The sequence below is a fragment of the Chryseobacterium sp. CBo1 genome (genome assembly GCF_001693475.1).
Taxonomy (GTDB): Bacteria; Bacteroidota; Bacteroidia; order Flavobacteriales; family Weeksellaceae; genus Chryseobacterium; species Chryseobacterium formosense.
In genome coordinates, this window is record NZ_MAUH01000005.1 from 62,129 (window position 1) to 86,883 (window position 24,755).

Consider the following 24,755-nt stretch of genomic DNA (forward strand, 5'->3'; position numbering starts at 1 on the left):
AATTTATTAACAAAATAATGTTTTAAGGCGCTAAGAATTTAACAAAGTCAAATTTTTATAGTTTGTTTGGAAGTTGTAAAAAAAACTTTGCGTCATTGCGCCTAACCAAAAACTAGATCCTGTCATCCTCAAGCAATTCTCTCGCCTGATATTCCTGAACAAGATCGATTGCATTAGAGATTACATCGCTTAAAGCCGTAATGAAAGTTCCCTCTTCAGCCATTCCCATTGCATGTTTCAGTGCATCAATTTCTTTAGGGATTATTTCATAGCTTACATCTTTTCCAGAAGCCTGCATTCCTTCAATAATTAATCCGTTGATTTCCTCTTCCGTCCTTCCGCGAAGATGTTTTTCATTTCTGACAATAATATGATCAAACATTCTTCCTGCAATTTTCCCACACAATCTGATATCTTCATCACGGCGATCTCCCACACCGGAAATAATGCCTATTTTCTTTGTAGATTCTACGTTTTTAAGGTAGTCTTCAATCGCTTCATATCCTGCAGGATTATGGGCAAAATCTATTAACACTTTAAAATTTTTAAACTTAAAGACATTCAGACGACCCGGAGTCAATTGCGCACTTGGAATAAATGTACGAAGCGAATTGGAAATATCTTCAATTCCGAAACCGTAAAGATAACACGCTAAACTTGCCGCCAAAACGTTAGCAATCATAAATTTAGCTTTACCTTCCATCGTAATCGGGAAATCTTTTGCTTTACCGATTCTTATTTTCCAGTCGCCCTTTTTAATGGTTACAAAGCCTTCTTCGTAAACGCATGTTGTACGACCTTCTTTTGCGAATTTTTTGATGTATTCATTATTTTCGTCCAGGCTGAAAATAGCAACCTGGCTCGGTAAATCGTTAATGATGCGCATCGAATATTCGTCATCGGCATTCATCACGCTCCATCCGTTTTTCTTTACACTGTCAAGAACTACTCTTTTTACTTTTGTTAAATCTTTCAGGGTATGAATATCATTCATTCCCAAATGATCTTCTTTAATATTGGTTAAGACACCGATATCGCATTGCCCAAAACCTAATCCGGAACGAAGGATTCCGCCTCTTGCAGTTTCCAGAACGGCAAATTCTACGGTAGGATCTTTCAGAATAAATTCAGCTGAAATAGGACCGGTTGTATCGCCTTTTGTCAGCATCGTATTTTGGATATAGATTCCGTCTGATGTGGTAAAGCCTACTCTGTAGCCATTACTTTTTACAATATGTGAAATTAATCTTGTTGTTGTTGTTTTTCCGTTGGTTCCTGTCACAGCAATAATAGGAATCGTAAAAGGTTTTCCTTGCGGATAAAGCATATCTACAACCGGAGCAGCAACGTTTCTAGGAAGACCTTCGCTTGGTGCTAAATGCATTCTGAAACCCGGAGCAGCATTTACTTCAATGATTGCACCACCACTTTCTTTTAGAGGTTGTGTCAGATTTTCCGCCATAATATCAATTCCGCAGACATCTAAGCCAATAATTTTGGAAATTCTTTCCGCCATCGTGATATTTTCTGGATGCACCATATCGGTAACATCAATAGAAGTTCCACCCGTCGAAAGATTAGCGGTTGACTTTAGATAAACTACTTCGCCTTTTTGAGGCACAGTTTCTAAAGTATATTGTAGCTTTTCGAGAAGTTCTAAAGTATCTTTATCAACATTAATTTCTGTTAAAACATTTTCGTGACCATACCCCCTTCTCGGATCCTTATTTTCCTTTTCAATCAACTTTTCAAGGTTAGATTCACCGTCTCCGACAACATGAGCAGGAACTCTTCTTGCTGCAGCCACCATTTTGTTGTTGATGACTAAAACCCTGAAATCATAGCCTGTGATGTATTTTTCGACAATTACTTTTCTTGAATATTTCTGAGCGTGTTCTAATCCCGTAACCGAAGAAACCCAGTCATTAACATTAATAGAAGAACCTTTTCCGTGATTTCCATCTAAAGGTTTAATAACAATAGGATAACCAATTTTTTTTATGACACTTTTAAGCTCTTCTTCATCAACAATTAAATCTCCAATCGGAACCGGAATGGCAGCATCATGAAGCATTTTTTTCGTCAGCTCTTTATTACAGGCAATATCTACAGCAATTGAACTTGTATTTCCGGTAATTGTAGCCTGAAATCTTTGTTGATTAACTCCATAACCCAACTGTACCAAAGAATTGCTTCCCAATCTGATCCACGGAATTTTTCTTGAAACCGCCTCTTCAACAATACTTCCCGTTGAAGGACCTAATCTTACACGTTCTCTGATCTCTTTTAACCTTTGAATACAGGCATTGATGTCATATGGCTTATTTTCAATTAAAGCCATTGCAATTTCAACCGCCTGTTCGGCTGCATAAATTCCTGCATTTTCTTCAATATAATCGAAAACGACATTGTAAACTCCGGGAGTTTTAGTTTCTCGGGTTCTTCCGAATCCGGTATCCATTCCGGCTAAAGTCTGGATTTCCAAGGCAATATGTTCAATCACATGTCCCATCCAGGTTCCTGTTTCTATTCTATGAAAAAAACCGCCTCTAGTTCCTTCAGAGCAGCGGTGAGTGATGAGTGAAGGAATTAATTGTTCGATTCTTTCACGAAAACCGTCAATTTTATTGGTAGGAGAATTCTCCATTTCTTCCAGATCCAATCGCATCTGTATCAGCTTTTTCCTTCTTATACTCCAAATATTCGGACCGCGTAAAGCCTGTATTTTCTCAATTTTCATATGCAGCTATAATTTCTTTTTTCCATTTGCTATGTGAATTTAACATCTATCATTTAGTATTAAAAAAAATTAAAATTCACAATTTTGTTATACCTTTTTATTTTAATAAAAACATCTTGTCTTATATCAAAGATAATGCAAAACCATAAACAAAACCATAGTGTTATTAAAGATTTATTAAAAAAATACAAACCTCGTAATTGATTAGAAATCACAACGAATACGTTAAAAAGGGCTTTACATTTCATTAACAATTTATTATTTTTTAAATTTGCAGGCTATGAGACCTGTTGGAAAATTAATTATTATCGGAGGAGCTGTGAATAAAGGCAGTTTTACGGAAACCGATTACGATCAGAATGTCGAAAAAAATCTGAATTTTTTTGAAAGAGGAATTTTAAGAAAAATCATTACTGAATCTAAAAATAAAGAAAACTCAATCATCGAAGTAGTGACCACTGCGTCACAAATTCCACAAATCGTTGGTGCAGAATATAAAAAAGCTTTTGAATTTCTGGGAGCTAAAAATGTGAATATTCTCGATATTCACAATCGTGAAGAAGCCAATTCGGATGCCATTGTTGCAAGAGCAAATGCAGCAGACGTTGTGATGTTTACTGGTGGAGATCAATTGCGTTTAACCTCTATTTTAGGCGGAACACGATTTCATGATACAATCTTGCTAAAATATCAGGAGCAGGATTTTATTTATTCAGGAACGTCGGCCGGAGCGGCTGCAGCTTCTGAAAATATGATCTACCAGGGAAGTAGTTCTGAAGCATTGCTGAAAGGAGAAATTAAAACAACACAAGGTTTAGGCCTAATCGACAACGTAATTGTTGATACGCATTTCGTACAAAGAGGAAGAATCGGAAGACTATTTCAGGCAGTAGTAAATAATCCGAGAACTTTAGGAATCGGTTTGGGTGAAGATACCGGGCTTTTCATTCACAATGATGTAATGACCGCTGTAGGATCTGGTTTGGTAATCATCGTCGACGGAAGATTTATAAAAGATACGAATCTTACAAATATTAATCTGGGCGAGCCGATCTCTATCGATAATTTAACGGTACATGTGATGTCTATGAACGATCATTATGATTTAAAGACGAGAACACTCACGATAGAAAATTCACAGTTCAATCCTATTCCGCAAACATAAAATACAAAGTGAAGTTTTTCTTCACTTTTTTTATATATTTAAATCTAAATAATTCGAATGAAAATAATAATCCACGGTGGTTTTTTCTCTGAAAGCGACCAAAGCCACGAAGTAAAAGTTGCCAAACAGAATTCTTTAAAAAACATTGCTGAAAAAGCTTATCGTTATTTGGAAACTCATTCGGCAGTGGATGCCGTTGCTTATGCTGTTTCGCTTTTGGAAGATGATGAATTGTACAATGCGGGAATAGGATCGCAAATTCAAAGTGACGGAATAATCCGCATGAGTGCAGCTTTAATGGATGGTGAAACTCAGAAAATGAGTGGCGTAATCAATATTCAGGATGTGAAGAATCCGATTTTTGTAGCCAAAGAACTGATGAAGGAAGATGACAGGGTTTTAGGTGGAAATGGGGCTAAAATTTATGCCAATCAGAATGGGTTTGAAAATTTCTCAACCGAAATTCCTCAAAGACGAAAAGAATACGAAGCTAAGCTTAAAAACGGAGGAAAAGGAACAGTTGGCTGCGTTGCCATTGACGAAAATGGGAAATTAGCCGTTGCTACTTCTACCGGAGGAAAAGGTTTTGAAATTCCAGGACGGATTTCAGATTCTGCAACCGTTGCGGGAAATTACGCCAACGAATTTTGCGCAGTAAGCTGCACCGGAGTGGGTGAAGATATTGTAAGCAATGCTACAGCTGCAAAAATTGTGACCCGGGTAACCGACGGAATGAATTTGAAAGAAGCTTTTGATAAAACCTTTGCTGAGCTAAAAATAATCGATGGTTTTGCGGGTGCGATTGCTATTGATAAAGACGCAAATATTTATCATCAGGATTCTTATCCTACCATGGTTTTTGCGAGTTTTGACGGAACTCAATTTGAAATTTTCGGATAAATTTTAACATTATTTTATTATTCCTATATTTTTTTTGGCACACAATTTACATAACTATTAATAACAAAATTTTAATATTTAACTTAAAAAAATAGAAATCATGGGAAATAAGACAAACGGATTATTAGCTTTATTAGGATTAGGTGCATTAGCTTACTGGAAGTACAAAAAATCTACACCGGAACAGCAACAGGCTGTAAAAGACAAAATCAATTCTGCGAAAGAGAATTTGAACAAATGGGGAAATGATTTGAAAGATAAAGCAAATGAAGTTGCTTCCCAGGCTCAAAGTAAATTTGACGAAGCAAAATCTAAAGTTGAAGATTCAGCATCTAATGTTTAAAATTTAACATTCATATACAAAAAAGTCATCGTAACGATGACTTTTTTTGTGCTGTAATGGCGTAAACCATTGGTATTTTATTTCCAAATTTTGTAGTTCTCCACTTTCCTTTTTCGAATTCTTCGATATGTTTAAAACACGGATAAGGCGACCAATCAAACTCATTAAATTGTTCTATTGTTAAGTTTTTACTAATCAGATTTTGCATAACTTCTGATAGAGAATGATTCCACATTACATAATCCTGAACAAGCTCTGCAGAAAAATCAGCATACGTTCCTTCATAGGTTTCAACAATAGGCTTTTCGTTAAAATAGTTATAAGCAACATCTTTAAAATCGTCATCAAACATCCAAACTACGGGATGAAACTCTGCCATAATAAACTTTCCTTCAGGTTTCAGAAAGTGATTAACAACATTCGCCCATTTTTCAAGATCGGGAAGCCAGCCAATCGTACCGTAACTTGTAAAAACAATGTCAAATTTTTGGTCTAAAATATTGGGAAGCTCATACACATCAGAACAGATAAATTCCGTATCAGTACTGCATTGTTTGGCTAAATCTTTTGCGGTTTCAATCGCTTTATCCGAAAGATCAATCCCGGTAACTTTTGCACCCATCCTTGATAGTGAGATTGAATCCTGGCCAAAATGACATTGTAAATGCAGAATTGTTTTACCTTTAGTATCTCCTAAAAGTTCAAGTTCAATAGAATTTAATGATGTTCTGCCGTTTAAAAATTCATCCACGAAATAAAAATCTGATTTTAGATGTGGTTCTACTTTGGCATTCCAGGATTTTTTATTAATGTCTAAATAGTTTTCCATTACGTTTTGTTTTTTTGTAAAGATAAATTTTTCTAAACATTTTAAAAACTATGGTTATTATAAAAAAATTCCGGCTCTTCGAGCCGGAATTTCATCAATATAAATAATTTTTTTATCCTAAAAATTCTTCTAAAGAAACTGTTTTCTGTTCACCAGCTTCCAGATTTTTGAAGGTTACTGTTCCATTTTTAAGCTCTTCTTCACCTAAAAATATGAGGTTTTTAATACCTTTCTTTTCTGCATAGGTAAATTGTTTTCCTATTTTAGCATTTTCGGGATACAGCTCTGCGGAAATTCCTTTTTCTCTTAATCTGATGATTAGTTTCAAAGCTTCCAAAGTTTCTTCACCACCAAAGTTGGCGAACAAATATTCTACATTTGATGTAGCTTCTTCAGGGAAAAGATTTAATTCTTCCATTACTAAGTAAATTCTATCAAGACCGAACGAAATACCGATTCCCGGAACATTTTTCACCCCGAAAACTTCGGTAAGATTATCATACCTTCCGCCGCCGCCGATAGAACCCATTTGCGCTTCATCCGCTTTCACTTCGAAAATTGCTCCGGTGTAATAATCTAACCCACGAGCCAAAGTAATATCAAAAACAAGATTCTGAATATCAACGCCAAGATTTAAAGATTGGGTAATCACATATTCCAATTCTTCAACGCCTTTCAAACCGATTTCATTTCCGGCAAATTTTTCTTTGAGCTGAAGAAGGTTTTCCAGAGCATCATCTGATTGATTAAACAGAAAATCAAGTTTATCAATCGATTCCTGAGAAATTTCTCTCTCTAAAAGTTCCTTCACTACTCCATCTTTCCCGATTTTATCTAATTTGTCTAAAGCAACGGTAAAGTCAATCAACTTATCCGTAATTCCTGCATATTCTGCTAAACCAGAAAGGATTTTTCTGTTGTTGATATGAATTGTTACCGAAACTTTTAGTTCGGCAAAGGATTTTAGATATAATTGTACCAAATCAACTTCCTGCAAAAGGCTTTCACTACCTACAACATCAGCGTCACACTGATAAAATTCTCTGAATCTTCCTTTCTGTGGGCGGTCTGCTCTCCAAACCGGCTGAATCTGATAACGTTTGTATGGAAAAGTCAGTTTCCCGTGATTCATCGCTACGAATCTCGCAAAAGGGACTGTAAGATCATAACGAAGAGCTTTATCTGTAAGACTTTCTGAACTGAAAGGTTTATCTAAAGCTTTCTGAAAATCATTCAGCATCTGCGTTTTTTTATCATCTTTAGCTTCGTTGATGCTTGAATTTAAAATCTTAAAAATCAAGCGATCTCCTTCTTCTCCGTATTTTCCCGTCAATGTTGAAAGGTTTTCAAAACTTGGTGTTTCCAAAGGCTGAAAACCAAAAAGTTCAAAATTTTTCTGCAGTATATTGATGATGTATTTTCTTCTCGAAACTTCCAGTGACGTAAAATCTCTCGTTCCTTTTGCTAAGCTTGGCTTCATATTTATGAGTAATGAATAATAAGTAATGTGTAATTCAGTGCAAAAATAAGCAATTGAAAGGACTTTTAAATCAATAAAAAAGCCGGAGATTTTATATTTCTCCAGCTTCGTACGATCATTTGTGTTTTGGTATTCAATTAGATTTTTTACACACTCTCCAATATTTCAAGGATTTCTTCTCCATAATTTTCGATTTTATGCTTGCCGAAACCTTTAATATCTAAAAGCTCTTCTTTTTTTGCCGGTTTATATTTTGCAACAGAAACCAGTTCTTTGTTGGTTGCAATAAAATAAGTCGGAAGATTCTGCTCTTTTGCTTTCTCTGAACGCCAAAGTTTCAAAGCATCTAATATCTTGATTTCATCATTGCTCAACACTTCGTCTTCCGCAGAATATTTTACGGTTTTGGAATCTTTTACACTCGTTTTATTTAGAGCAGATTCCAGATCATTAAAATATAGGACAACTGACCAAAACTGTTCGTCGTGTACAAATGCCGTTTCTGTTTTAATAATTTCATGATTTTCAAGAAACCGATCAATTACTTTCTGGTCTTCACGCAGAAATTCATCTGCAATTCTGATTTTTAAAACTTTTATTTTCATCATTTGTGATTTTAAAGTTTATCAATTATTTACCTCCCAAAAGCAGAAGTTCATCTACTCTTATTTCAGTAATATATCTTTTCGCACCGTCTTTATCGTCGTACGATCTGTACGTAAGTTTCCCTTCAATGGCAATCTCTTTTCCTTTTGGAACATATTTCTGAAAAATCTCAGCAGTTTTTCCAAATGCAACCAGATTGTGCCATTGCGTTTCTTCTACCTTCTCACCTTTTGCATTGGTGTAATGATCGTTTGTAGCCAATGATACGGAAACTTTCATTCCTCCGTTTTCAAAGTTTACTGTTTCAACTTCTTTTCCTGTGAACCCGATTAAGGTTACTTTGTTTCTTAGTGACATAACTTTGTATTTTTAAAATTAATATTCAGATAAGAGACGTTCACTTGTTTTCTCAAATCTCTGTTGCAAAGATTCATCGGTTTGAAAATTTTAGTCGGTAGAAAACTATTTAAATTCGTTTGTAGTCGTTTGAAAACGGGTAAGGCGATTTTATCAAGCTATGTTATTTTGAATTATGATTAACTTATCTTTATATTTGAGAAAGGCAGAATTTTATTTAAAGTATTATATAAATGGATAACTATATTAATTACGAATTTTTCAATTACCTAAATAGACATATAAATGGCTTAATAAAAATTGGAATTACTGTTAATTCTGTCCCATTCAACTTTGAAGACTTAGAGCATTTTGGAAAAGGTGTTTTAAGATTTTATATAAATGTAGAAATGAATGACTTTGAAAGTTTAACAAAGGAAGAGCAAATAATTGCAAATAAATATTTTTACAATTCTGATCAATTATCTGGTAGTAAGTATTATTCTTTAACTTATAAACCAAACAGCTCAGGAATAGATTTAGATGAAATTAATCAATTTTCATATTGTTATTCTTTTGCTGTACAAATCATTAAAAATATAATTGCAAATCATACTGATAATTGCTCTTTCAGCTATAAGAATTTACTTGATGATCCTCTCTTCAAAATAATAAATAGATATTTAGAAGATACAAAACCAGAATTCTATAGAAGAGACTTTGAAAAAAAATATTCGAAATTATATAATCGTATATTTGAATTTGATAAAATGTGGTATTCAAAACTGCAAATAAAATCTAAAGATTACATAGATTTCAAATTTGAAGAAATTTTACATGAAGATAAACTTCAAATACAATCAATAGAAATAAGTCAATTATTAAGATTATTCTTAATTGAATCAAATACCCCGTTTAGTTTTCTGTTCAATAACAATATTATCATTGATAAAAAATCATTAAAACATGAACTATATGTAACTAAAAATGAATCTTTTAAAATATTACTAAAACACATTCAATTCTAATAATTTAAGCGAAAGACAATGGCTATAATAATTAGGTAATGCTTTTTTACTTTAATTAATAATGAAACTCACACTTCCTTTTTTCTTCCAACTCCCTCCTAAAATTAGAATGCTGTGTCGCCGTAAAATAATCACAAAACACCTGATAAACTGCAGAATCGGTATGACTTGCTTTTATTCCTAACTGGAAATAAATCTCCAAAATCTGATGCGACAAACTTTCTACCAAATCTGAAGAGTAATCATGAATTTCAGACTGCTTTTCAGAAATAATTAGCTTGGAATCATTTAATAAAGATTCAATTTCATCTGCAAATTCAATGATCTTTTCCATTGCTACTTCTATTCTTTTATTGAATAAATCCAAATCAAGATGAGGTCTTGTTTTAATCGCTTCTTCAGAAAAATGAGAGGCCATCCCGAGATAATTGACCAATAAAGTCAAATCCGCAAATATTCTGAAAGGAATTTTATCCAAAACATCATCCGTAAAAAACTCATCATAAATAAAACTGTAATCTTCCGATACTTTCACATTTTCAGCTGTAAAAGAATACGTTCCGGTTGCTTTCATGCCCATCGATTTCCAGTTAGGAATAATTTCAGCCTCACTTTTAGGAATAACAAATGACCGGATAAGTTCATTCCCAAATTCATCAAGTAAAGAATTTCCGTTTTCTGTTAATTGGGCATTTAAAGTAAAGTGGCTCAAATGCGGTGCTCCGGTTGCAAAATGCCAAAGTCCATTAACCAGAAAAGTTCCATCCGTTTGTTTTTCTGCTTTTCCGCCGATCATTCCGCTTCCTCCGAAACAAGTTTTCGAATTGGAAAAAAGTTCATTAGCAATCTGGGGTTTTAAATTTCTTGAGAAAAAATTGGCTCCCGAACATAAAGTGAGCATCCAGCCTAAGCTTCCATCTGTTTTTGACCAGTTGAATAAAACAGATAAACCTTCTCTTAACCGTAATCCCAATCCGCCATATCTATTCGGAACCCAAATCTGAAGCAGCCTTTCTTGATGAATTTGATTGATAATTTCAGACGGAACTTCAGATACTCCCTGCATTTTTTCTCTTAATTCTTTATGCGAAAACATTGCTCTGATATTATTTTTGAATGGTTTTTATATTCATTTTGATCTTTTTCATTTTATATCTCGCTGATTAAGCAGATTTTGCAGATCATTTAAAAAATCTGCGTGAAAATTTAGCTGTCAAATTCATTCAACAACAGCTACATTTTTTTTTAACTTAATAATTTTGCGCCATTCTATATAACCGGAAATGGCAACAATAAATAAGAAAGCCGTCAGAATTGCGTACAGATAAAGTCCTTTATGAATTAACAACGGAATCGCAATCATGTTGCTCATGTTCAGTAAAACCCAATTTTCGATTTTTCTTCGAGCCATCAACCACATTCCAGCCCAAGCGAATGCACTGACCAAAGAATCTAAAATCGGAACATCAGAATCGGTAAACTGTGTCAGAAAATACCAGAAAATACTGAAAGTTCCTACTACAATTCCTACAGTAATCAGTTTTTCTTGATTTGTGGTTTCAGAAATAGCCGTTTCCGTTTTTCGTTTGCCAAACTTCCAGTAGAGCCATCCGTAAATACTCATCACGAGATAGTAAAGATTTAAAGTAAATTCCGCATAAAGCTTTGCGAAAAACATCACATAAAGTGATAGTAAAATTCCGGCAATACCGAAAAGATAATTGTTTGAATTGTTTTTTCTAGCTAATAAAACCTGAACTACTGAAAAACAGACACCCAGCCATTCCTGCCAAGTGGTTTGTTGTAAAATTTCCTGCATCAAATTAACTTATATAAAATTAAATGATGAGATGATAAATCAAAAAATCCCTACGTCGGCATTATCCGAATCAGGTGTGGAAAAATTTCCCGGGTATCATCTCAGCCGCTATTGCAGCACCCCATTGATGCCGCAAATGTGAGACTTTTTTTTGGAAAATAAAAGGCTTTTACTTTTTGCTTGAAAAGAAATTTATTTTTTTAATGAAAGCAGCGAGTTTGTCATGCTGAAAGCATCTCAAAATCATTACTTAGATTATTACAGAATGACAAACACAATTATTAAATTTTCTAACTTTAAAATATCTTCTTTTATCGCAATGTTCGCAAAGATTTTATTTAAATTGTTTGCGAATATTTTTCCGTTCGCAAAGGCACTCTGTTCAGCAAAGGCTAATTGCGTTCATAGCTGAGTGAAACGCCTTTGCGAACGAAAAATGTTTTCAATTTACATCAATATTCTTTGCGTCCATAGCGTTAAAATTAATTGGAATTGAAATTCTTTTATCTCTACATTAAAATTTAGCCGTTTACAAACGGATATTTTGTACCTTTAAAATTCAAATAAATTTGTTGTGAAAAAAACCATCAAAAGGACGTTCAGAGTTTCAAAATATGTGATTTATAAAGAAACATTAGTTGATTATAAAGAACATTTCTGGTCATTTTTGGGAGCATTTTTCGGGATCGGACTGATTGCATTTCTTCAGTCCCATTATTTGTTGCAGGAAGAAAATGTATTTCTGATCGGTTCTTTTGGAGCATCAAGCGTTTTGATTTATGGTGCAATACAAAGTCCGCTTGCACAGCCAAGAAATCTTGTTGGCGGTCATGTACTTTCAGCTTTGGTAGGTGTCACCGTTTATCAGATTGTTCCGGATATTTTATGGCTTTCAGCACCTTTGGCAGTGGCATTTTCGATTGTTTTAATGCAATACACCAAAACTTTACATCCACCGGGTGGAGCAACTGCTTTAATTGCCGTAACTTCTACAGGAAAAATTCCTGAACTTGGTTATTGGTATGTAATTTCTCCGGTACTTTCGGGATGTATTATTTTGCTTTTAGTAGCTTTGGTTTTCAACAATATGACTAAAAACAGAAGTTATCCTGCACACAGCAGATTTAAAAGGTTATTAAAGAAAAAACACGAACACAAACTGAAAAATCATTAATATGGAATGCATTGAATGTGGCGAGAAAATTATCGGCAGATCCGACAAAAAATTTTGCAACGACGCTTGCAGAAACGCTTTCAACAATAAACAAAACAAGGATTCGAGCAATCTGATGCGAAACGTAAACAACAAACTTCGCAAAAATTACCGCATCCTGAGTGAAATTAATATCGACGGAAAAACTAAAATCGCAAAGTCTAAATTAGATGGCTTAGGTTTTGATTTTAATTATTTTACGAACATCAAAGTCTATAAAAATGGTTCTGAATATAAATTTATTTATGACCATGGCTATAAAATTCTTGAAGAAGATTATGTTCTCATTGTAAAAAATTAATCTAAACACTGTAATGAAAGAAACTGTCTTAATAACCGGTGCAAGCGGAGCCATTGCAAGAGCGCTTTCAAAAAAACTGGAAAATGAATACTCCATACGGTTTTTAACAAGAAAAAAAGAAGCCGAAAACGAATTTGAATGGGATCTGGAAAATCAGATCATTGATGAAAAGGCTTTTGAAAACGTAAGTCACATCATTCATCTTGCCGGAGCCAATATTTCTGAAAAACGCTGGTCGGATGACCGAAAAAAGCAATTGATTTCAAGCCGTGTAGATTCTGCCAAACTTATATTAAACACTTTAAAAAATAAAAATTTAAAGTTAAAATCTTTTATTTCAGCTTCCGGGATTAATTTTTACGGAACAAAAACAACCGACAAAATCTTCACAGAAAACGATGCTTCAGGAAATGATTTTTTGAGTGAAGTTGTTGTAGTCTGGGAAAAAGCTGCTGATGAATTTAAGGAACAAAACATTGCCGAAAGAGTTGTAAAAATCAGAACTGCTGTTGTTCTTTTCAAAAGCGAAGGTGCATTAGCAAAAATGATGACTCCTATTAAATTAGGGATTGGTTCGCCACTTGGAAGCGGAAAACAATATATGCCGTGGATTCACATCGATGATATTTGTTCGATTTATGAATTTGCTTTGAAAAACCCTGAAGTTGAAGGTTCTTTTAATGCTACTGCTCCACAACATACAACAAATGAAAATTTAACGAAATTAATTGCTGAGGTCTTGAAAAAGCCTTTATTTATGCCTAATATTCCAAGCTTTATTTTAAAACTAATTTTTGGAGAATTGGCAGATGCTTTGCTGGAAGGTTCGAGAGCTTCTTCTGAAAAAATTCAAAAGGCTGGTTTTGAGTTTAAATTTCCTGATTTGAAAATGGCTTTGGAGGATTTGTTGAATAAATAATGTTGCTTTTGTTTTTAAACACAAAGGACAAATATTTTTTAAATCCTAACTGTTTTAAGTTCGCAAAGGCGCTTCACTTAACAAAGAACACTGAATTTTTTCAAAGTTAATTAGTAATATAAAATAATAAAATATAGATGCAAGAGACGAATGTAAGTATCGAAAAAACAGAAATTTTATCTGACAATTGGTACACTTTGAAGAAAGTAACTTTTAACATCAAAAAACAAAACGGAGAAACCGAAACTCAAAGCAGAGAAGCTTATGACAGAGGAAACGGAGCCGTTATTCTCCTTTATAATATAAGTTTAAAAAAAGTAATTTTAACCAGACAATTCAGACTTCCGACTTATATAAACGGAAATACGGACGGAATGTTGATTGAAGCGTGCGCAGGTCTATTAAATGATAATAATCCGGAAGACTGCATCAGAAAAGAAACGGAAGAAGAAACAGGATACAAAATCTCTAAAGTCGAAAAAATATTTGAAGCCTATATGTCTCCCGGCTCTGTAACGGAAATTCTGTATTTTTTCATCGCAGAATATTCTGATGATATGAAAATCAATGATGGAGGCGGACTCGAAGAAGAAGGCGAAAACATTGAAGTTTTAGAACTAGATTTTAATGAAACACTTTCTATGATTGGTAAAGGTGAAATTAAAGATGCGAAAACCATTATGCTTTTACAACATCTTCGCCTTAAAAATATTTTGTAGAATTCTACACATCCAAACCTAAACTAAAATATTATGAAATTTTTATTTTCAATTGGTCTTTCATTATTGCTTTCTTCAAATTTTTTCGCCCAGAAAAATGAAAAATTAAGCTCAAAAGATGCCGCTATTGTTGAGCATTTTAAGAATGACTATAAAAAGAAAAACTATAAAAAATTTGCCGGTAAAATTCTTGTAAAAGACAATCTTGTACAGTTTGATGATAAAACGGTTTACTATGATAAATCTGACAAAATAACTTCAAATATTCTGAAAGAAGGCTTAATTTATCCGCAGCTTCTGACCGATTTTCAGATGCAGAAATTCCTGGATGAAACAACCGACAAAACGCAGAAAAGATTTTTAAAACTGCAGAAAGATCCGAAAGCTTCTTTCGATGTGAACAATATAAAGCTGAGCAATGTTTCTGAACTAACGTTTTTTAATTCTGACTTTCGGGTGAAGAGATTTAAAATTTCATTAAAAGACATGAGACTAAATTCTACCAAAGTATATTTTTTTGAACTGATGAATAGCAAAGCAAGTAAAGATATTTCTTTGGAAGAGTTTATAAAAGGATCAAGGTTGACTTATATTGATACAACGGAGTAATATTTTTATAATGAAGTCAAAAATATTGTTTCTTTTATTTTTTATTCCTTGCTGTTATTTTTCACAAGATGGTTCAGATATACTGTATTTAAAAACATCTGAAATTAGTAAAGAAATACAAGGAAAGTTTATTCATATTGATTTTTACAATAAATCATTTGGGAGAAAGAGAATCCAGGATTCGATTGATTTACCCATTAATAAAAACATTACAAGATTCCAGGAAGTAAGAAATGATACAGGATTTAACAATTGGTTTGATAAACAATCTCTTTTATCTGTTTCAAAAATTGATAGTAAAAAATTACAGATTGAGAAATTTCAGCTAACAGGATTTGATGACAGAAATTTATATGTTACTGCTTTTATAAATTATTTGAAAAATGATAAGATTGTGAAGAAAAGTAAGGAAGAGATGATTATTGAAAGAAGTAAAATTGTTGAAATATTGGTAAAAAACGAGTAATCTATCGAAATGTATAATCCTACCAGAAGAAACAGAAATATTGGAACCGAATATCAAGGTTTTGGGCAAAATAATAAGCTTAAAATTTCAACTCCTTACGGAACATTAAAGTCTTTTTATGAAAGATTTGAAAAATATCAAACTGAAATCAGAATCATTAATGATCATGAATTTTTGTTCATTATTGAAGAAACTCGAGCAAACTGTTTTCACTCTTGTTCTGTAAATGATTTAGCAAAAATTATTAAGCACATCCCAAAAGAAGACTATGGAGATTTGAGATTTATTATTCTTCGTCAACCCAAAAGAAAAGAAGAAATAATTTCTCCGGTTTGGGGAAGATTAATCTATAGTTTTGAATTTGAAAACGAATATTATCCGGCAATAATTTTGGATGCAATTGATCTTAATAAAAAATTAATTTGGCATAAAAAGCAAACCATTGAAGACCAAAAAGAATTTGAAAAACTAAAAGAAGATGGTCATCTCTTCATTGAAAATAAAAGAAATTTTGTTTCTGAGTTAAAGTTAAAACCTTCAAGAAACACTCAACTTTATAGGACTTTACCCCATGAATTTGGGCATTACGTTCATTATTTGGAAGTTGTGGTGAGACCAGGAAATGAAGATGAAGACTATGATGCAAAAGAAATCAGGGATAATTATTATATGGGTATTCCAAAAGTTGAAAAAGAAAAATTTGCTCATCAATATGCAAATCGTCTGAAAAAGGAATTGCTTGATGAAAAAATCATTCCTTTTTAAAGATCAAACAAATTAATAATCAAAAACTTACGATTTCCAAAAATAAAACCTTAATTTTGCACCCCGAAATAAGGATTATCCAGTATGAAAAAATTAGGCGAATACAGAAAGCTTCTTGAAGTTGATAAAAATGTAACGTTGAAAGAATTGAAAACGATTTACAGAAATACGATGAAAGACACGCATCCCGATAAATTTATCAATGATGAAGAGGGAAAACTGGAAGCAGAAGAAAAAAGCAAGTCTGTGATTGAAGCCTATCATTTTTTGGTAAGCATCAATCCGGAAACGCAGGAAAAATATAAAGAAGAATATACAGAAACGATTACGAAATCTAATATCCAGGATTTTTATCTGGAGAAATCGGTTCTTACGGTTCAGCATCTGAACGGGAATATGTACGAATACATTGGTGTTCCGAGAAATACTTACATCAAAATGATAAATTCTGATTCTCCCAGCCGTTTCGCAAGAAGACATATCTATGGAAGTTTTGTCTATAGAAAGTCTGGTGAAGCGATGGCAGATTAATTTTTTCAGGTTTTAAAATATATGAAGCTTTCAGATGAGTCTGGAAACTTTTTGGTTCTTTGGTTTATGCTAAGATATTTTAAATAGCAAGTGTTTTTAAGGCGCAAAGATTTTATCTACGATAAAATTCATGGCAATACAACTTTTGAAAATCTTTGATTTTCTTGCGTCTTAAAACTGCATAAATGATAGAAACTTTGCGCCTTTGTGTTTAACCAACTAAGCATTTTTCTATTCAAAGCACATTATAGATTCTTTCCGAATGACAAACATACCGTTTTGAGATTACTGCGTCACTTCAGAACTACGTTCGCAATAATATAAGAAAACCGCATCATTATTGATACGGTTTTTTATGTTTATAATTGAAAACTAATTTCCGTTGAGGTAGGTTTTTATGGTTTCCAGAACCCCAAAACTGTCGTTGGAACAGGCTTCAAATTTTGCCGCTTCTTTTACAGAGGGATGCGCATTTTTCATCGCATAAGAATAATGAGCATTTTTAAGCATTTCAATATCGTTCAGATAATCGCCAAATGCCATTGTTTGTTCGGGAAGAATGTTTAAAGATTTTTGGAGCTTTTCAATCGCATTTCCTTTGTTGGTATGTTTGTTCATAATATCTACCCAGTATTTCCCTGAAACAACGACCACTAAATCTTCGTTTTCAAACTTCTTCAAAGCGGGATAAAGAAACTCTTCAGCGCTTACCGGATGATAAATTGCAATTTTAAAAACCGAGTCGTCAACTTCTAATGTAAGATCTTCTCTTTTCTGATTTTTAATATAATATTTAGAAAAGTAATTAACAAAATTCTGATCTTCACTTTCGTAGTAAGAGCTTCCTTTTGCACTCAGAACTGCTCTTGCGTCCGGTATTTCTCTTACCGTTTGAATAATATCCGAAATGGATTTCTGACTCAATTTATCTGCAAAGATTTCTTCGTTTTTATAGACTACATAACCTCCGTTTTCTGCAATAAAACCTATTTCGTTTTCAATATCGCTAAAGTATTGGGTAATTCCTGACATCTGTCTTCCGCTCGCAGGAACAAATAGAATATTTCTTTTTTTCAGTTCTTCATACACCTTTGGAAAATCCGGACTTACTTCGTATTTTGAATTCAGGAAAGTTCCGTCCATATCGGTTACAATCAGTTTAATATCCTTCATAAAATTCTTTTTTTTCTTCTTCCTATCATTTAAACCTTATACAAATATAGAGTTTAAAATTTTAAAGGTTGATTCTGTCTCTGTTATAAATAGTTAGTTTATTTTAAATTTTGTTAAAAAAACATGATGACATTAAATAATATTTAATTAAACGCTATGCTCGCAAACGTTTTTATTTTTTCGAATATATTTTTCCGTTCGCAAAGGAAGAACAATGTTCGTAAACTTTCAGTTTATGTTCAGCAAATGATAGCAAAGCCTTTGCTGAGTGAAACGCCTTTGCGAACTTAAAAACGGATAGTATCTAAAAAAAGCTTTGCGTACGTTGCGTTAAAACTTACACTTTTATCCTAATTCAAATTGCGCTATAATTCGACTATTCAATTAAATAATTAAATTCTTTTCGGTATTGAGACGGGCTTTTCCCTGTAAATTCTTTAAATGTTTTATTAAAATAACTGAAATTATTAAACCCTGACTCGAAACAAACTTCAGTGATGCTTAATGGCTGTTCGGCAAGGAGCTTCAGAGAATGGGTAATCCGGTATTCGTTCACAAACTGAGTAAAGGTTTTATTGGTAATTTTTTTAAAATAACGGCAAAATGATGGCACTTTCATACTCGATAAATCTGCCATTTCATCCAAAGTAATCTGTTCTTTAAAATGGTCTTTTACATAATTAAAAATATGATTAATTCTTTCATTATCTTCCACCTGCGTTTGCAGATAATATTTTCCGGCATTCAGAATTCTGTATTCGTAGGTAGAGGCAAGTTCATCCAGAATGCCTAAAAATTTCATCAGTCTGGAAAGGGAATCGGAATGATGCATTTCCAGAATCTTCTCTCCTACTTCTTTTTTTATTTTTTCAGAAAACACGATTCCGGCTTTCGCTTTTTCGAGTAAAACGGCAATTTTCTGCATTTCTGGTAAAGTCCAGATCTGTTCGCCCAAAAAATCTGGTTTAAACTGAATCACCATTTCATAATCATTATTGGTATTTTCATTGGTCATTCCGCAATGTGGAAGATTGGTTCCCATCAAAACCAGATCTCCGTCAGAAAAATAGGAAATATTACTTCCGATCTGTCTTTTTCCGGAACCTCCGCAGACAAAAATCAGCTCAATCTCAGGATGATAATGCCAAACATGCGACTTGATGTTTTCATTTTTCAAAAACTTTAAACTTGTGAAACTGCTTCCCAGATTAGGTTTTACAGCTTCGAATGCGGGATTAGAGTGTTTCATTTTTGCAACTGCTATTTCATATACAAAATTAACAAATAATATTTATTAATTTAACTTAAAGGTTAAAATAGCACATAAATATGAAAATTGTATAGTAGAACCGGATTATGGCTTAGTCTAAATTTGCAGTATTAACAAATGAAAAATTTAATATTATGAAAAAGGTATTTCAATCAGTATTATTGATAGGCTTCTTATCTATTTCAGCCACTGCAATGAGTAAAGAAAAAGACTTTTCTCTTTCATTTGGAAAAACTGAAGCAGAAACGGTAAACTTCGAACTGTCGAATGCAAAAAATGTATCGGTGGTTGTTTACAGTGATTTTTACGGAGAATTGTTTTCCGAGACCTTTGATGATGCCCATTCTGTAAATAAATCGTACAACTTTAAAGATCTGGATTCCGGAGTATATTATTTGATTCTTGAATCTCAGCAGAAAATTGAAAAATATAAAATCAAAGTAGATTCTGATAAAAAAGTGATGATTGAAAAAACACCAGTTTCGGAAGTTATTAAACCGGAATTTGTGGTTGACGGTAATAAAGTAAAATTGCTTTTATCAGGACTAAAAGGTAGTGCAAAAATTTCGGTTTCTGATTTTGAAAATACGGTTTATTACAACGAAACAAAATCATCAGACAACGGAAATCTTAGCCTTAATTTTGATTTAAGTAAAAAAACTGCGGATCAATATATTATCAGCGTAGAGGAAAACGGAAAGGTTTTTAATAAAGTTATCAGTTTGAGATAATTTTGTCTCAGTCTGAAAAAAGATATTTTTATATAGTTTGTTTCTAAAGTCGGATTTTTGCTGGAATTTTCAGAGAAATCTGACTTTTTTTTTGAATGATGGATGTTGGTTGGTGGTTGTTGGTTGCTGGATTTATAGGATTTGCATCCTATCCTTTAGAAAGTCGTCCCGTTGGGACTTTATGCGAATTATGTTTTAAAGTTTTCAGATTAATTTGGAAGCTTTTTTTATTGTCTTTAGTTAAGCGAAAAGTCGCAAAGATTTTATTACATTATATTTTTAAAAATATTTGATTTTCTTGCGCTTTAAATACTTTATAAATGATAAAAAATTTGCACCTCAGCGATTTACCAAGTATACTTAAATTCATTTGAAATTTTGATTACTTTTGAGATTGCTTCTTCGCTTCACTGATGGCAATGACATAAAAAACCGCATCATTTCTGATGCGGTTTTTAGGTTAATTAAAGGTTGTTATATTAGTCCACGTGTTTCGGAGTAAATCCGTCTTCACTTAGCTCTCTGTGATCATAATCGGCTTTCATTTCAGCTTCATAATCCAGTTTTTCATGTTTACCCATTCTTCTCAAAATTGAATCGAATAATGAATATACTACCGGTACGATAATCAAGGTAAGGAATAATGATGAAGTTAAACCACCGATGATTACCCAAGCCAATCCGTTGTTCATCTCGGCTCCTGCTCCTTTTGCAATCGCAATCGGAATCATACCGAAGATCATCGCAATCGTTGTCATCAGGATCGGACGAAGACGTGCGTGGTTTGCCTGAATCAAAGCGTCGTGCGTATTTGCACCGGCTGCTTTTCTCATATTGGCGAAATCGACAATCATAATCGCGTTTTTCGCTACCAAACCAATCAACATGATCATTCCCAACATCGTAAAGATGTTTAATGAATTTCCGGTGATGGCAAGAATAACCATTACCCCAATCAATGCCAAAGGAATTGAGAACAGTACCACAAACGGATAAACAAATGAGTCATACAATGAAACCATTACCAGGTAAACCAATACAATAGCCGCTAATAATGCAATTCCTAAAGTACCGAAACCTTCGGTCTGGTTTTCCATATCACCACTCCAAATGTAGCTTACACCTGCAGGTTTTGTTTTCTCGTTATCCATAAACTGAGAGGCCCATTCGTTAGCAACATCTCCTACAGGACGTCCTACCACTTTAGATTTTACCTTTACAGAAGGTGCTTTATCTCTACGCTCCAATAAACTTGGTCCTGAACCCATTTTAACGTCAGCAAACTGACTCAATCTAATTTGTTCTCCCTGAGGATTCGTAAACATCAAATTTCTTACATCATCAATCGACTGTCTGTTCGCATCTCCGAAACGGATATTGATATCATATTCATACTCCCCAGCTCTGAATTTTCCGTCTGTATTTCCACTGAATGCCGTTTGCATCGTTTGTCCTACACTAGAAAGATTTAAGCCTAAAGAAGCCATTTTATCTCTGTCGATATTCACCTGAACTTCCGGATTTCCAGAGTCGGTTGATAATTCAGCATCTACAGATCCCGGAACTTTTTTAAGCAATTCAAGAATTCTATTCGCTTCTTTGTTTGCCGTTTCGTTATCCTGTGCCGTTACTACCATTTCGATTGGTGCGTTATCCGCTCCCATTAATCCAATTGGCGCTGTTTTAAACTCAACTCCGGTGAATTTTTCTTCTAAAGCTCTTTTGATTTTCGCTGATTTAATATCTGTACTTTCGTTACGTTCAGATTTATCAACCAAGATTACCTGAATTTCAGATTGATACAGTGTAGCCTGAGCCCCACCAAAACCTGATGACTGCTGACCAACCGTAGTAATCATATCGACTACATCTTTATCGTCTCTCAAATATTTTTCAACTGCAAGAGTTACCTGATTGGTTTTTTCTACAGAAGCGTCTTTCGGTAATTCCATCTGAACAAGGAACTGTCCTCTATCCATTTTAGGGAAGAATTCACCTCCGATAAATCCGAATGCCACTAACATGAATGAAGAAATCAAAATAATAAAAGTGACAACCACCGTCATGATTCTTCTTAAAGTTGTTTTTAAAGCCCATTCTAAAATTCCTGTAATCCAGTGTGTGAATTTTTCCAATTGTTTTTCAAACCAAAGAATGAATTTCTCGAAAGGATTTTTACCTGAAAGGTGTACCAATTTACCATATCTCGAAGACAGCCAAGGAATGATCGTAAATGAAGCCAGTAACGATAACATCGTTGCAATAACTACCGTTACACAGAACTGTGCCAAGATATCAGAAACCAAACCTGAACTCATCGCAATCGGTAAGAATACCACAACGATTACCAAGGTAATTGCCGTTACGGTAAATCCAATCTCCGAAGCTCCGTCGTATGCTGCACGGATTCTGCTTTTACCCATTTCCATGTGACGGTACACGTTCTCCAAAACTACAATCGCATCATCCACCAAGATACCTACAACCAGTGAAAGTCCTAATAAACTCATTAAGTTTAAGGTATATCCCATCAAATACATTCCGATTACCGTTGCAATCAAAGACATCGGGATAGAAACCATTACGATAAATGCGTTTCTGATATTGTGAAGGAATAATAACATTACTACTGCTACCAAGATAATCGCCAAGAATAAATCAAAGATTACGTGGTCTGCCGCTTCTAATGTAAAGTCTGTTGTATCATCAACAATATTGATTTTAACACCTTGCGTTTTATAATTATCTTGAACCTGAGCAATGGTTTTTTGAACCAATTCAGAAACCGATACTGCGTTTGCGTCAGACTGCTTTTTTACCTGAAGCAAAATAGTTGGTAACTGATTGTATCTTGCAATTTTCTCAACATCTTTCTGAGTATCGAAAACCGTGGCAATGTCTGAAAGTCTAACCTGAGCTCCATCTTTATTGGAAACCACAAGATTATTCATCTCCTGAACATTTCTATACTTTCCGGAAAGTCTGATCGTCGATCTTGACGTTCTTGTCTTCAAAGCTCCCGTCGGGAAATCTAAGTTGGATGAAAGAATAGCCTGCTGTACATCTGCTATTGCGATGCCGTAACCCTGCATTTTCTTCTCATCTAAATTGACCTGAATTTCTCTTTCCTGTCCACCAACTAAATCAACTTGTGCAACACCATTTACACGGGAAAAAATCGGCTCGATTTTCTTATCTAAAAGGTCATAAAGCTCTTTATTGTTCAATTTATCACTCGAAATACTCAACGTCATGATCGGTAAATCATCCAATGAGAATTTCTGTAACGAAGGTGGGTCTGCATCTTCCGGAAGGTCAGCCAAAATAGCGTTTACCTTTCTTTGAGCGTCATTCAAAGCGTAGTTTACATCAGCTCCTGTATTCAGCTGAACCATAATCACCGATAAACTTTCGTAAGATGAAGATTCTACTTTTTTTACATTTTCCAAAGAACCAACGGCATCCTCAATTTTTCTGGTTACCGAAGTTTCCACCTCAGCAGGTGAAGCTCCAGGATACACCGTAGAAATGGTTACCATATTGGTTTCAAACTTCGGAATCAGCTCGTACCCCATCATGGAGTAGCTTAATAAACCTCCCAAAGTCAGAATCGTAAACAATACGATGACAAGGGACGGTCTTTTAATGGATATTTCTGCTAACTTCATCTTCTATTACTTTACGATATTGATTTTTGAACCGTTATCAAGATTGATCTGTCCGCTTGTAATGACTTGTTCACCTCCATTTAATCCGCTTAGGATCTGTACTTTATCTCCGTAAACTTTTCCGGTCTGAACTTTAATCATTTTAGCAGTTCCATTGCTTACAACAAATAACTGACCTGAGCTAACTCCATTCACGAATGCTTCTGCTGGAACGGTTAACATATTCTGAGTTTCTGCACCGTGATTGGTTTTAAATGTAGCTGTTGCATACATCCCTGCTTTTAGGTTTCCTCTGTTCTGAACTTCGATTTCGACAGGGAAATTCAAAGAAGCATCACTTTTAGGAGCAATAAATGTAATTCTTCCGCTGAAAGAATCATCCGGCAAAACATTTACATTAATTGATACTTCCTGACCTAGCTGGATTCTTCCGATCTGGCTTTCATCCACTAAAACAGAAAGTTTTAAGCTATTGATATTAACAATTTCGAAAAGTGCTGTTCCCGGAGAAACCACCATTCCCGGCTCTACCATTTTTTTGTTGATAATTCCGCTGATTCCTGCTCTGATGCTTGTATCATTTACTTTAACACCTTGAGCTCTTACCGCAGCCTGAGCATTTTTTAGCTGTAATCTTGAATTATCTAATTGCTGTTTTGTAACACCTCCTGTTTTAAAGGCATTTTCATAACGCTGATTATCAATAATTGCGTTTTGCAAATTATTCTGAGCCTGCGTAACATCAACTTCGATCGCATCTTTTTTGATGGTTGCCAAAACCTGACCTGCGCCAACTTTTGAACCTTCTTTCACCAAAACGCTTACAATACGTCCTGAAATCTCAGAAGACTGATTAGATTCCTGCTTCGGAATAAAAGTTCCGTTTGCAGTATAATCGGTGTCTATATTTTCTCTTGAAACCGTAATCACGTTTACGTTGATTTTGTCAACCTGTTTTGCTACTTCTTTTACTTCGGTTTCCTGCTTCTTTTTGTTATCGGCAATTTTCCATGCTGCCAAACCAACAAGTACAGCCGCTACGATGATATATATTAAAGTTTTTTTCATATGGAGTTATTTATTATTTTAAAGGTCATATGCAATCGCCACATTATCGTAAGTTTTTGTGCTACAATTCATAACG

Annotated in this window: 24 protein-coding genes and 1 riboswitch; of the genes, 13 read left to right on the forward strand and 11 right to left on the reverse strand. The window is 34.0% G+C overall.

All coding sequences use genetic code 11. The features are described from left to right. Positions 1-112: 112 nt before the first annotated feature. Positions 113-2,740 carry a cyanophycin synthetase gene (gene cphA, locus BA768_RS04900; protein WP_065719925.1) on the reverse strand — a complete coding sequence of 876 codons (2,628 nt, stop codon included), beginning with the start codon at positions 2,738-2,740 and terminating at the stop codon, positions 113-115. Positions 2,741-3,020: 280 nt separating this feature from the next. On the opposite strand from cphA, the gene BA768_RS04905 reads away from it, so the two are divergent. The 3 genes from BA768_RS04905 (at position 3,021) to BA768_RS04915 (ending at position 5,148) form a co-directional block, all read left to right on the forward strand. Further along, complete coding sequence (locus BA768_RS04905; RefSeq protein ID WP_034675747.1) at positions 3,021-3,905, forward strand: cyanophycinase; 885 nt, start codon at positions 3,021-3,023, stop codon at positions 3,903-3,905. A 57-nt stretch (positions 3,906-3,962) separates the two neighbouring features. Further along, a complete protein-coding gene (locus BA768_RS04910; RefSeq protein ID WP_034675744.1) occupies positions 3,963-4,805 on the forward strand; it encodes an isoaspartyl peptidase/L-asparaginase in 843 nt (280 codons plus the stop codon). Positions 4,806-4,905: 100 nt separating this feature from the next. Beyond that, on the forward strand, positions 4,906-5,148 hold the full coding sequence (locus BA768_RS04915) for a YtxH domain-containing protein (protein ID WP_034675742.1): 243 nt from the start codon (positions 4,906-4,908) through the stop codon (positions 5,146-5,148). Between the two features lie 25 nt (positions 5,149-5,173). Here the strand turns inward: BA768_RS04915 and BA768_RS04920 are convergent, their stop codons facing one another. The 4 genes from BA768_RS04920 to BA768_RS04935 form a co-directional block, all read right to left on the reverse strand. Further along, complete coding sequence (locus tag BA768_RS04920) at positions 5,174-5,977, reverse strand: class I SAM-dependent methyltransferase (RefSeq protein WP_065719926.1); 804 nt, start codon at positions 5,975-5,977, stop codon at positions 5,174-5,176. Between the two features lie 112 nt (positions 5,978-6,089). After that, entirely contained in the window at positions 6,090-7,457 is a 1,368-nt protein-coding gene (gene hisS / locus BA768_RS04925) for a histidine--tRNA ligase (RefSeq protein WP_065719927.1), read from the reverse strand. Between the two features lie 146 nt (positions 7,458-7,603). After that, positions 7,604-8,065: an HRDC domain-containing protein gene (locus tag BA768_RS04930; RefSeq protein ID WP_228388295.1), complete on the reverse strand. Its 462-nt coding sequence runs from the start codon at positions 8,063-8,065 to the stop codon at positions 7,604-7,606. 22 nt (positions 8,066-8,087) lie between these two features. Continuing rightward, positions 8,088-8,420: a single-stranded DNA-binding protein gene (locus BA768_RS04935; RefSeq protein ID WP_034675736.1), complete on the reverse strand. Its 333-nt coding sequence runs from the start codon at positions 8,418-8,420 to the stop codon at positions 8,088-8,090. A 233-nt stretch (positions 8,421-8,653) separates the two neighbouring features. Here BA768_RS04935 and BA768_RS04940 point away from each other — a divergent pair, with 233 nt between their 5' ends. Continuing rightward, positions 8,654-9,427 carry a hypothetical protein gene (locus tag BA768_RS04940; RefSeq protein ID WP_065719928.1) on the forward strand — a complete coding sequence of 258 codons (774 nt, stop codon included), beginning with the start codon at positions 8,654-8,656 and terminating at the stop codon, positions 9,425-9,427. A gap of 55 nt (positions 9,428-9,482) precedes the next feature. Here BA768_RS04940 and BA768_RS04945 read toward each other — a convergent pair whose 3' ends face one another. Continuing rightward, on the reverse strand, positions 9,483-10,523 hold the full coding sequence (locus BA768_RS04945; RefSeq protein WP_065719929.1) for a hypothetical protein: 1,041 nt from the start codon (positions 10,521-10,523) through the stop codon (positions 9,483-9,485). Between the two features lie 123 nt (positions 10,524-10,646). Then, on the reverse strand, positions 10,647-11,249 hold the full coding sequence (gene pnuC / locus BA768_RS04950; protein ID WP_065719930.1) for a nicotinamide riboside transporter PnuC: 603 nt from the start codon (positions 11,247-11,249) through the stop codon (positions 10,647-10,649). A gap of 27 nt (positions 11,250-11,276) precedes the next feature. Continuing rightward, positions 11,277-11,380, reverse strand: a riboswitch (TPP riboswitch). A 440-nt stretch (positions 11,381-11,820) separates the two neighbouring features. Here pnuC and BA768_RS04955 point away from each other — a divergent pair. The 8 genes from BA768_RS04955 to BA768_RS04990 all read left to right on the forward strand — a co-directional run bounded on the left by BA768_RS04955 (position 11,821) and on the right by BA768_RS04990 (position 16,769). Further along, positions 11,821-12,420, forward strand: coding sequence for an HPP family protein (locus BA768_RS04955; RefSeq protein ID WP_034675727.1), 600 nt, complete (start codon positions 11,821-11,823; stop codon positions 12,418-12,420). Position 12,421: 1 nt separating this feature from the next. Then, entirely contained in the window at positions 12,422-12,760 is a 339-nt protein-coding gene (locus BA768_RS04960) for a hypothetical protein (protein ID WP_065719931.1), read from the forward strand. 13 nt (positions 12,761-12,773) lie between these two features. After that, a complete protein-coding gene (locus BA768_RS04965; protein ID WP_065719932.1) occupies positions 12,774-13,679 on the forward strand; it encodes a TIGR01777 family oxidoreductase in 906 nt (301 codons plus the stop codon). Positions 13,680-13,816: 137 nt separating this feature from the next. Then, positions 13,817-14,398, forward strand: a complete 582-nt coding sequence (nudK, locus tag BA768_RS04970; RefSeq protein ID WP_065719933.1) for a GDP-mannose pyrophosphatase NudK — start codon at positions 13,817-13,819, stop codon at positions 14,396-14,398. 33 nt (positions 14,399-14,431) lie between these two features. Next, on the forward strand, positions 14,432-15,007 hold the full coding sequence (locus BA768_RS04975) for a hypothetical protein (protein WP_065719934.1): 576 nt from the start codon (positions 14,432-14,434) through the stop codon (positions 15,005-15,007). A gap of 10 nt (positions 15,008-15,017) precedes the next feature. Further along, positions 15,018-15,473 carry a hypothetical protein gene (locus BA768_RS04980; RefSeq protein ID WP_065719935.1) on the forward strand — a complete coding sequence of 152 codons (456 nt, stop codon included), beginning with the start codon at positions 15,018-15,020 and terminating at the stop codon, positions 15,471-15,473. A gap of 9 nt (positions 15,474-15,482) precedes the next feature. Continuing rightward, complete coding sequence (locus BA768_RS04985) at positions 15,483-16,238, forward strand: hypothetical protein (protein WP_065719936.1); 756 nt, start codon at positions 15,483-15,485, stop codon at positions 16,236-16,238. Between the two features lie 84 nt (positions 16,239-16,322). Further along, positions 16,323-16,769, forward strand: coding sequence for a KTSC domain-containing protein (locus BA768_RS04990; RefSeq protein WP_065719937.1), 447 nt, complete (start codon positions 16,323-16,325; stop codon positions 16,767-16,769). Between the two features lie 372 nt (positions 16,770-17,141). On the opposite strand, the gene BA768_RS04995 is transcribed toward BA768_RS04990, so the two are convergent. Together BA768_RS04995 and BA768_RS05000 are read right to left on the reverse strand one after the other, a co-directional pair. Further along, positions 17,142-17,942 carry a Cof-type HAD-IIB family hydrolase gene (locus BA768_RS04995; protein WP_065719938.1) on the reverse strand — a complete coding sequence of 267 codons (801 nt, stop codon included), beginning with the start codon at positions 17,940-17,942 and terminating at the stop codon, positions 17,142-17,144. Positions 17,943-18,318: 376 nt separating this feature from the next. Then, positions 18,319-19,191 carry an AraC family transcriptional regulator gene (locus BA768_RS05000; protein WP_065719939.1) on the reverse strand — a complete coding sequence of 291 codons (873 nt, stop codon included), beginning with the start codon at positions 19,189-19,191 and terminating at the stop codon, positions 18,319-18,321. 155 nt (positions 19,192-19,346) lie between these two features. On the opposite strand from BA768_RS05000, the gene BA768_RS05005 reads away from it, so the two are divergent. Further along, positions 19,347-19,943, forward strand: coding sequence for a hypothetical protein (locus tag BA768_RS05005; protein ID WP_034675700.1), 597 nt, complete (start codon positions 19,347-19,349; stop codon positions 19,941-19,943). A gap of 479 nt (positions 19,944-20,422) precedes the next feature. Here BA768_RS05005 and BA768_RS05015 read toward each other — a convergent pair whose 3' ends face one another. Then, positions 20,423-23,611, reverse strand: coding sequence for an efflux RND transporter permease subunit (locus BA768_RS05015; protein WP_065719941.1), 3,189 nt, complete (start codon positions 23,609-23,611; stop codon positions 20,423-20,425). Between the two features lie 6 nt (positions 23,612-23,617). Then, positions 23,618-24,679, reverse strand: coding sequence for an efflux RND transporter periplasmic adaptor subunit (locus BA768_RS05020; protein ID WP_034675696.1), 1,062 nt, complete (start codon positions 24,677-24,679; stop codon positions 23,618-23,620). Positions 24,680-24,755 lie beyond the last annotated feature (76 nt).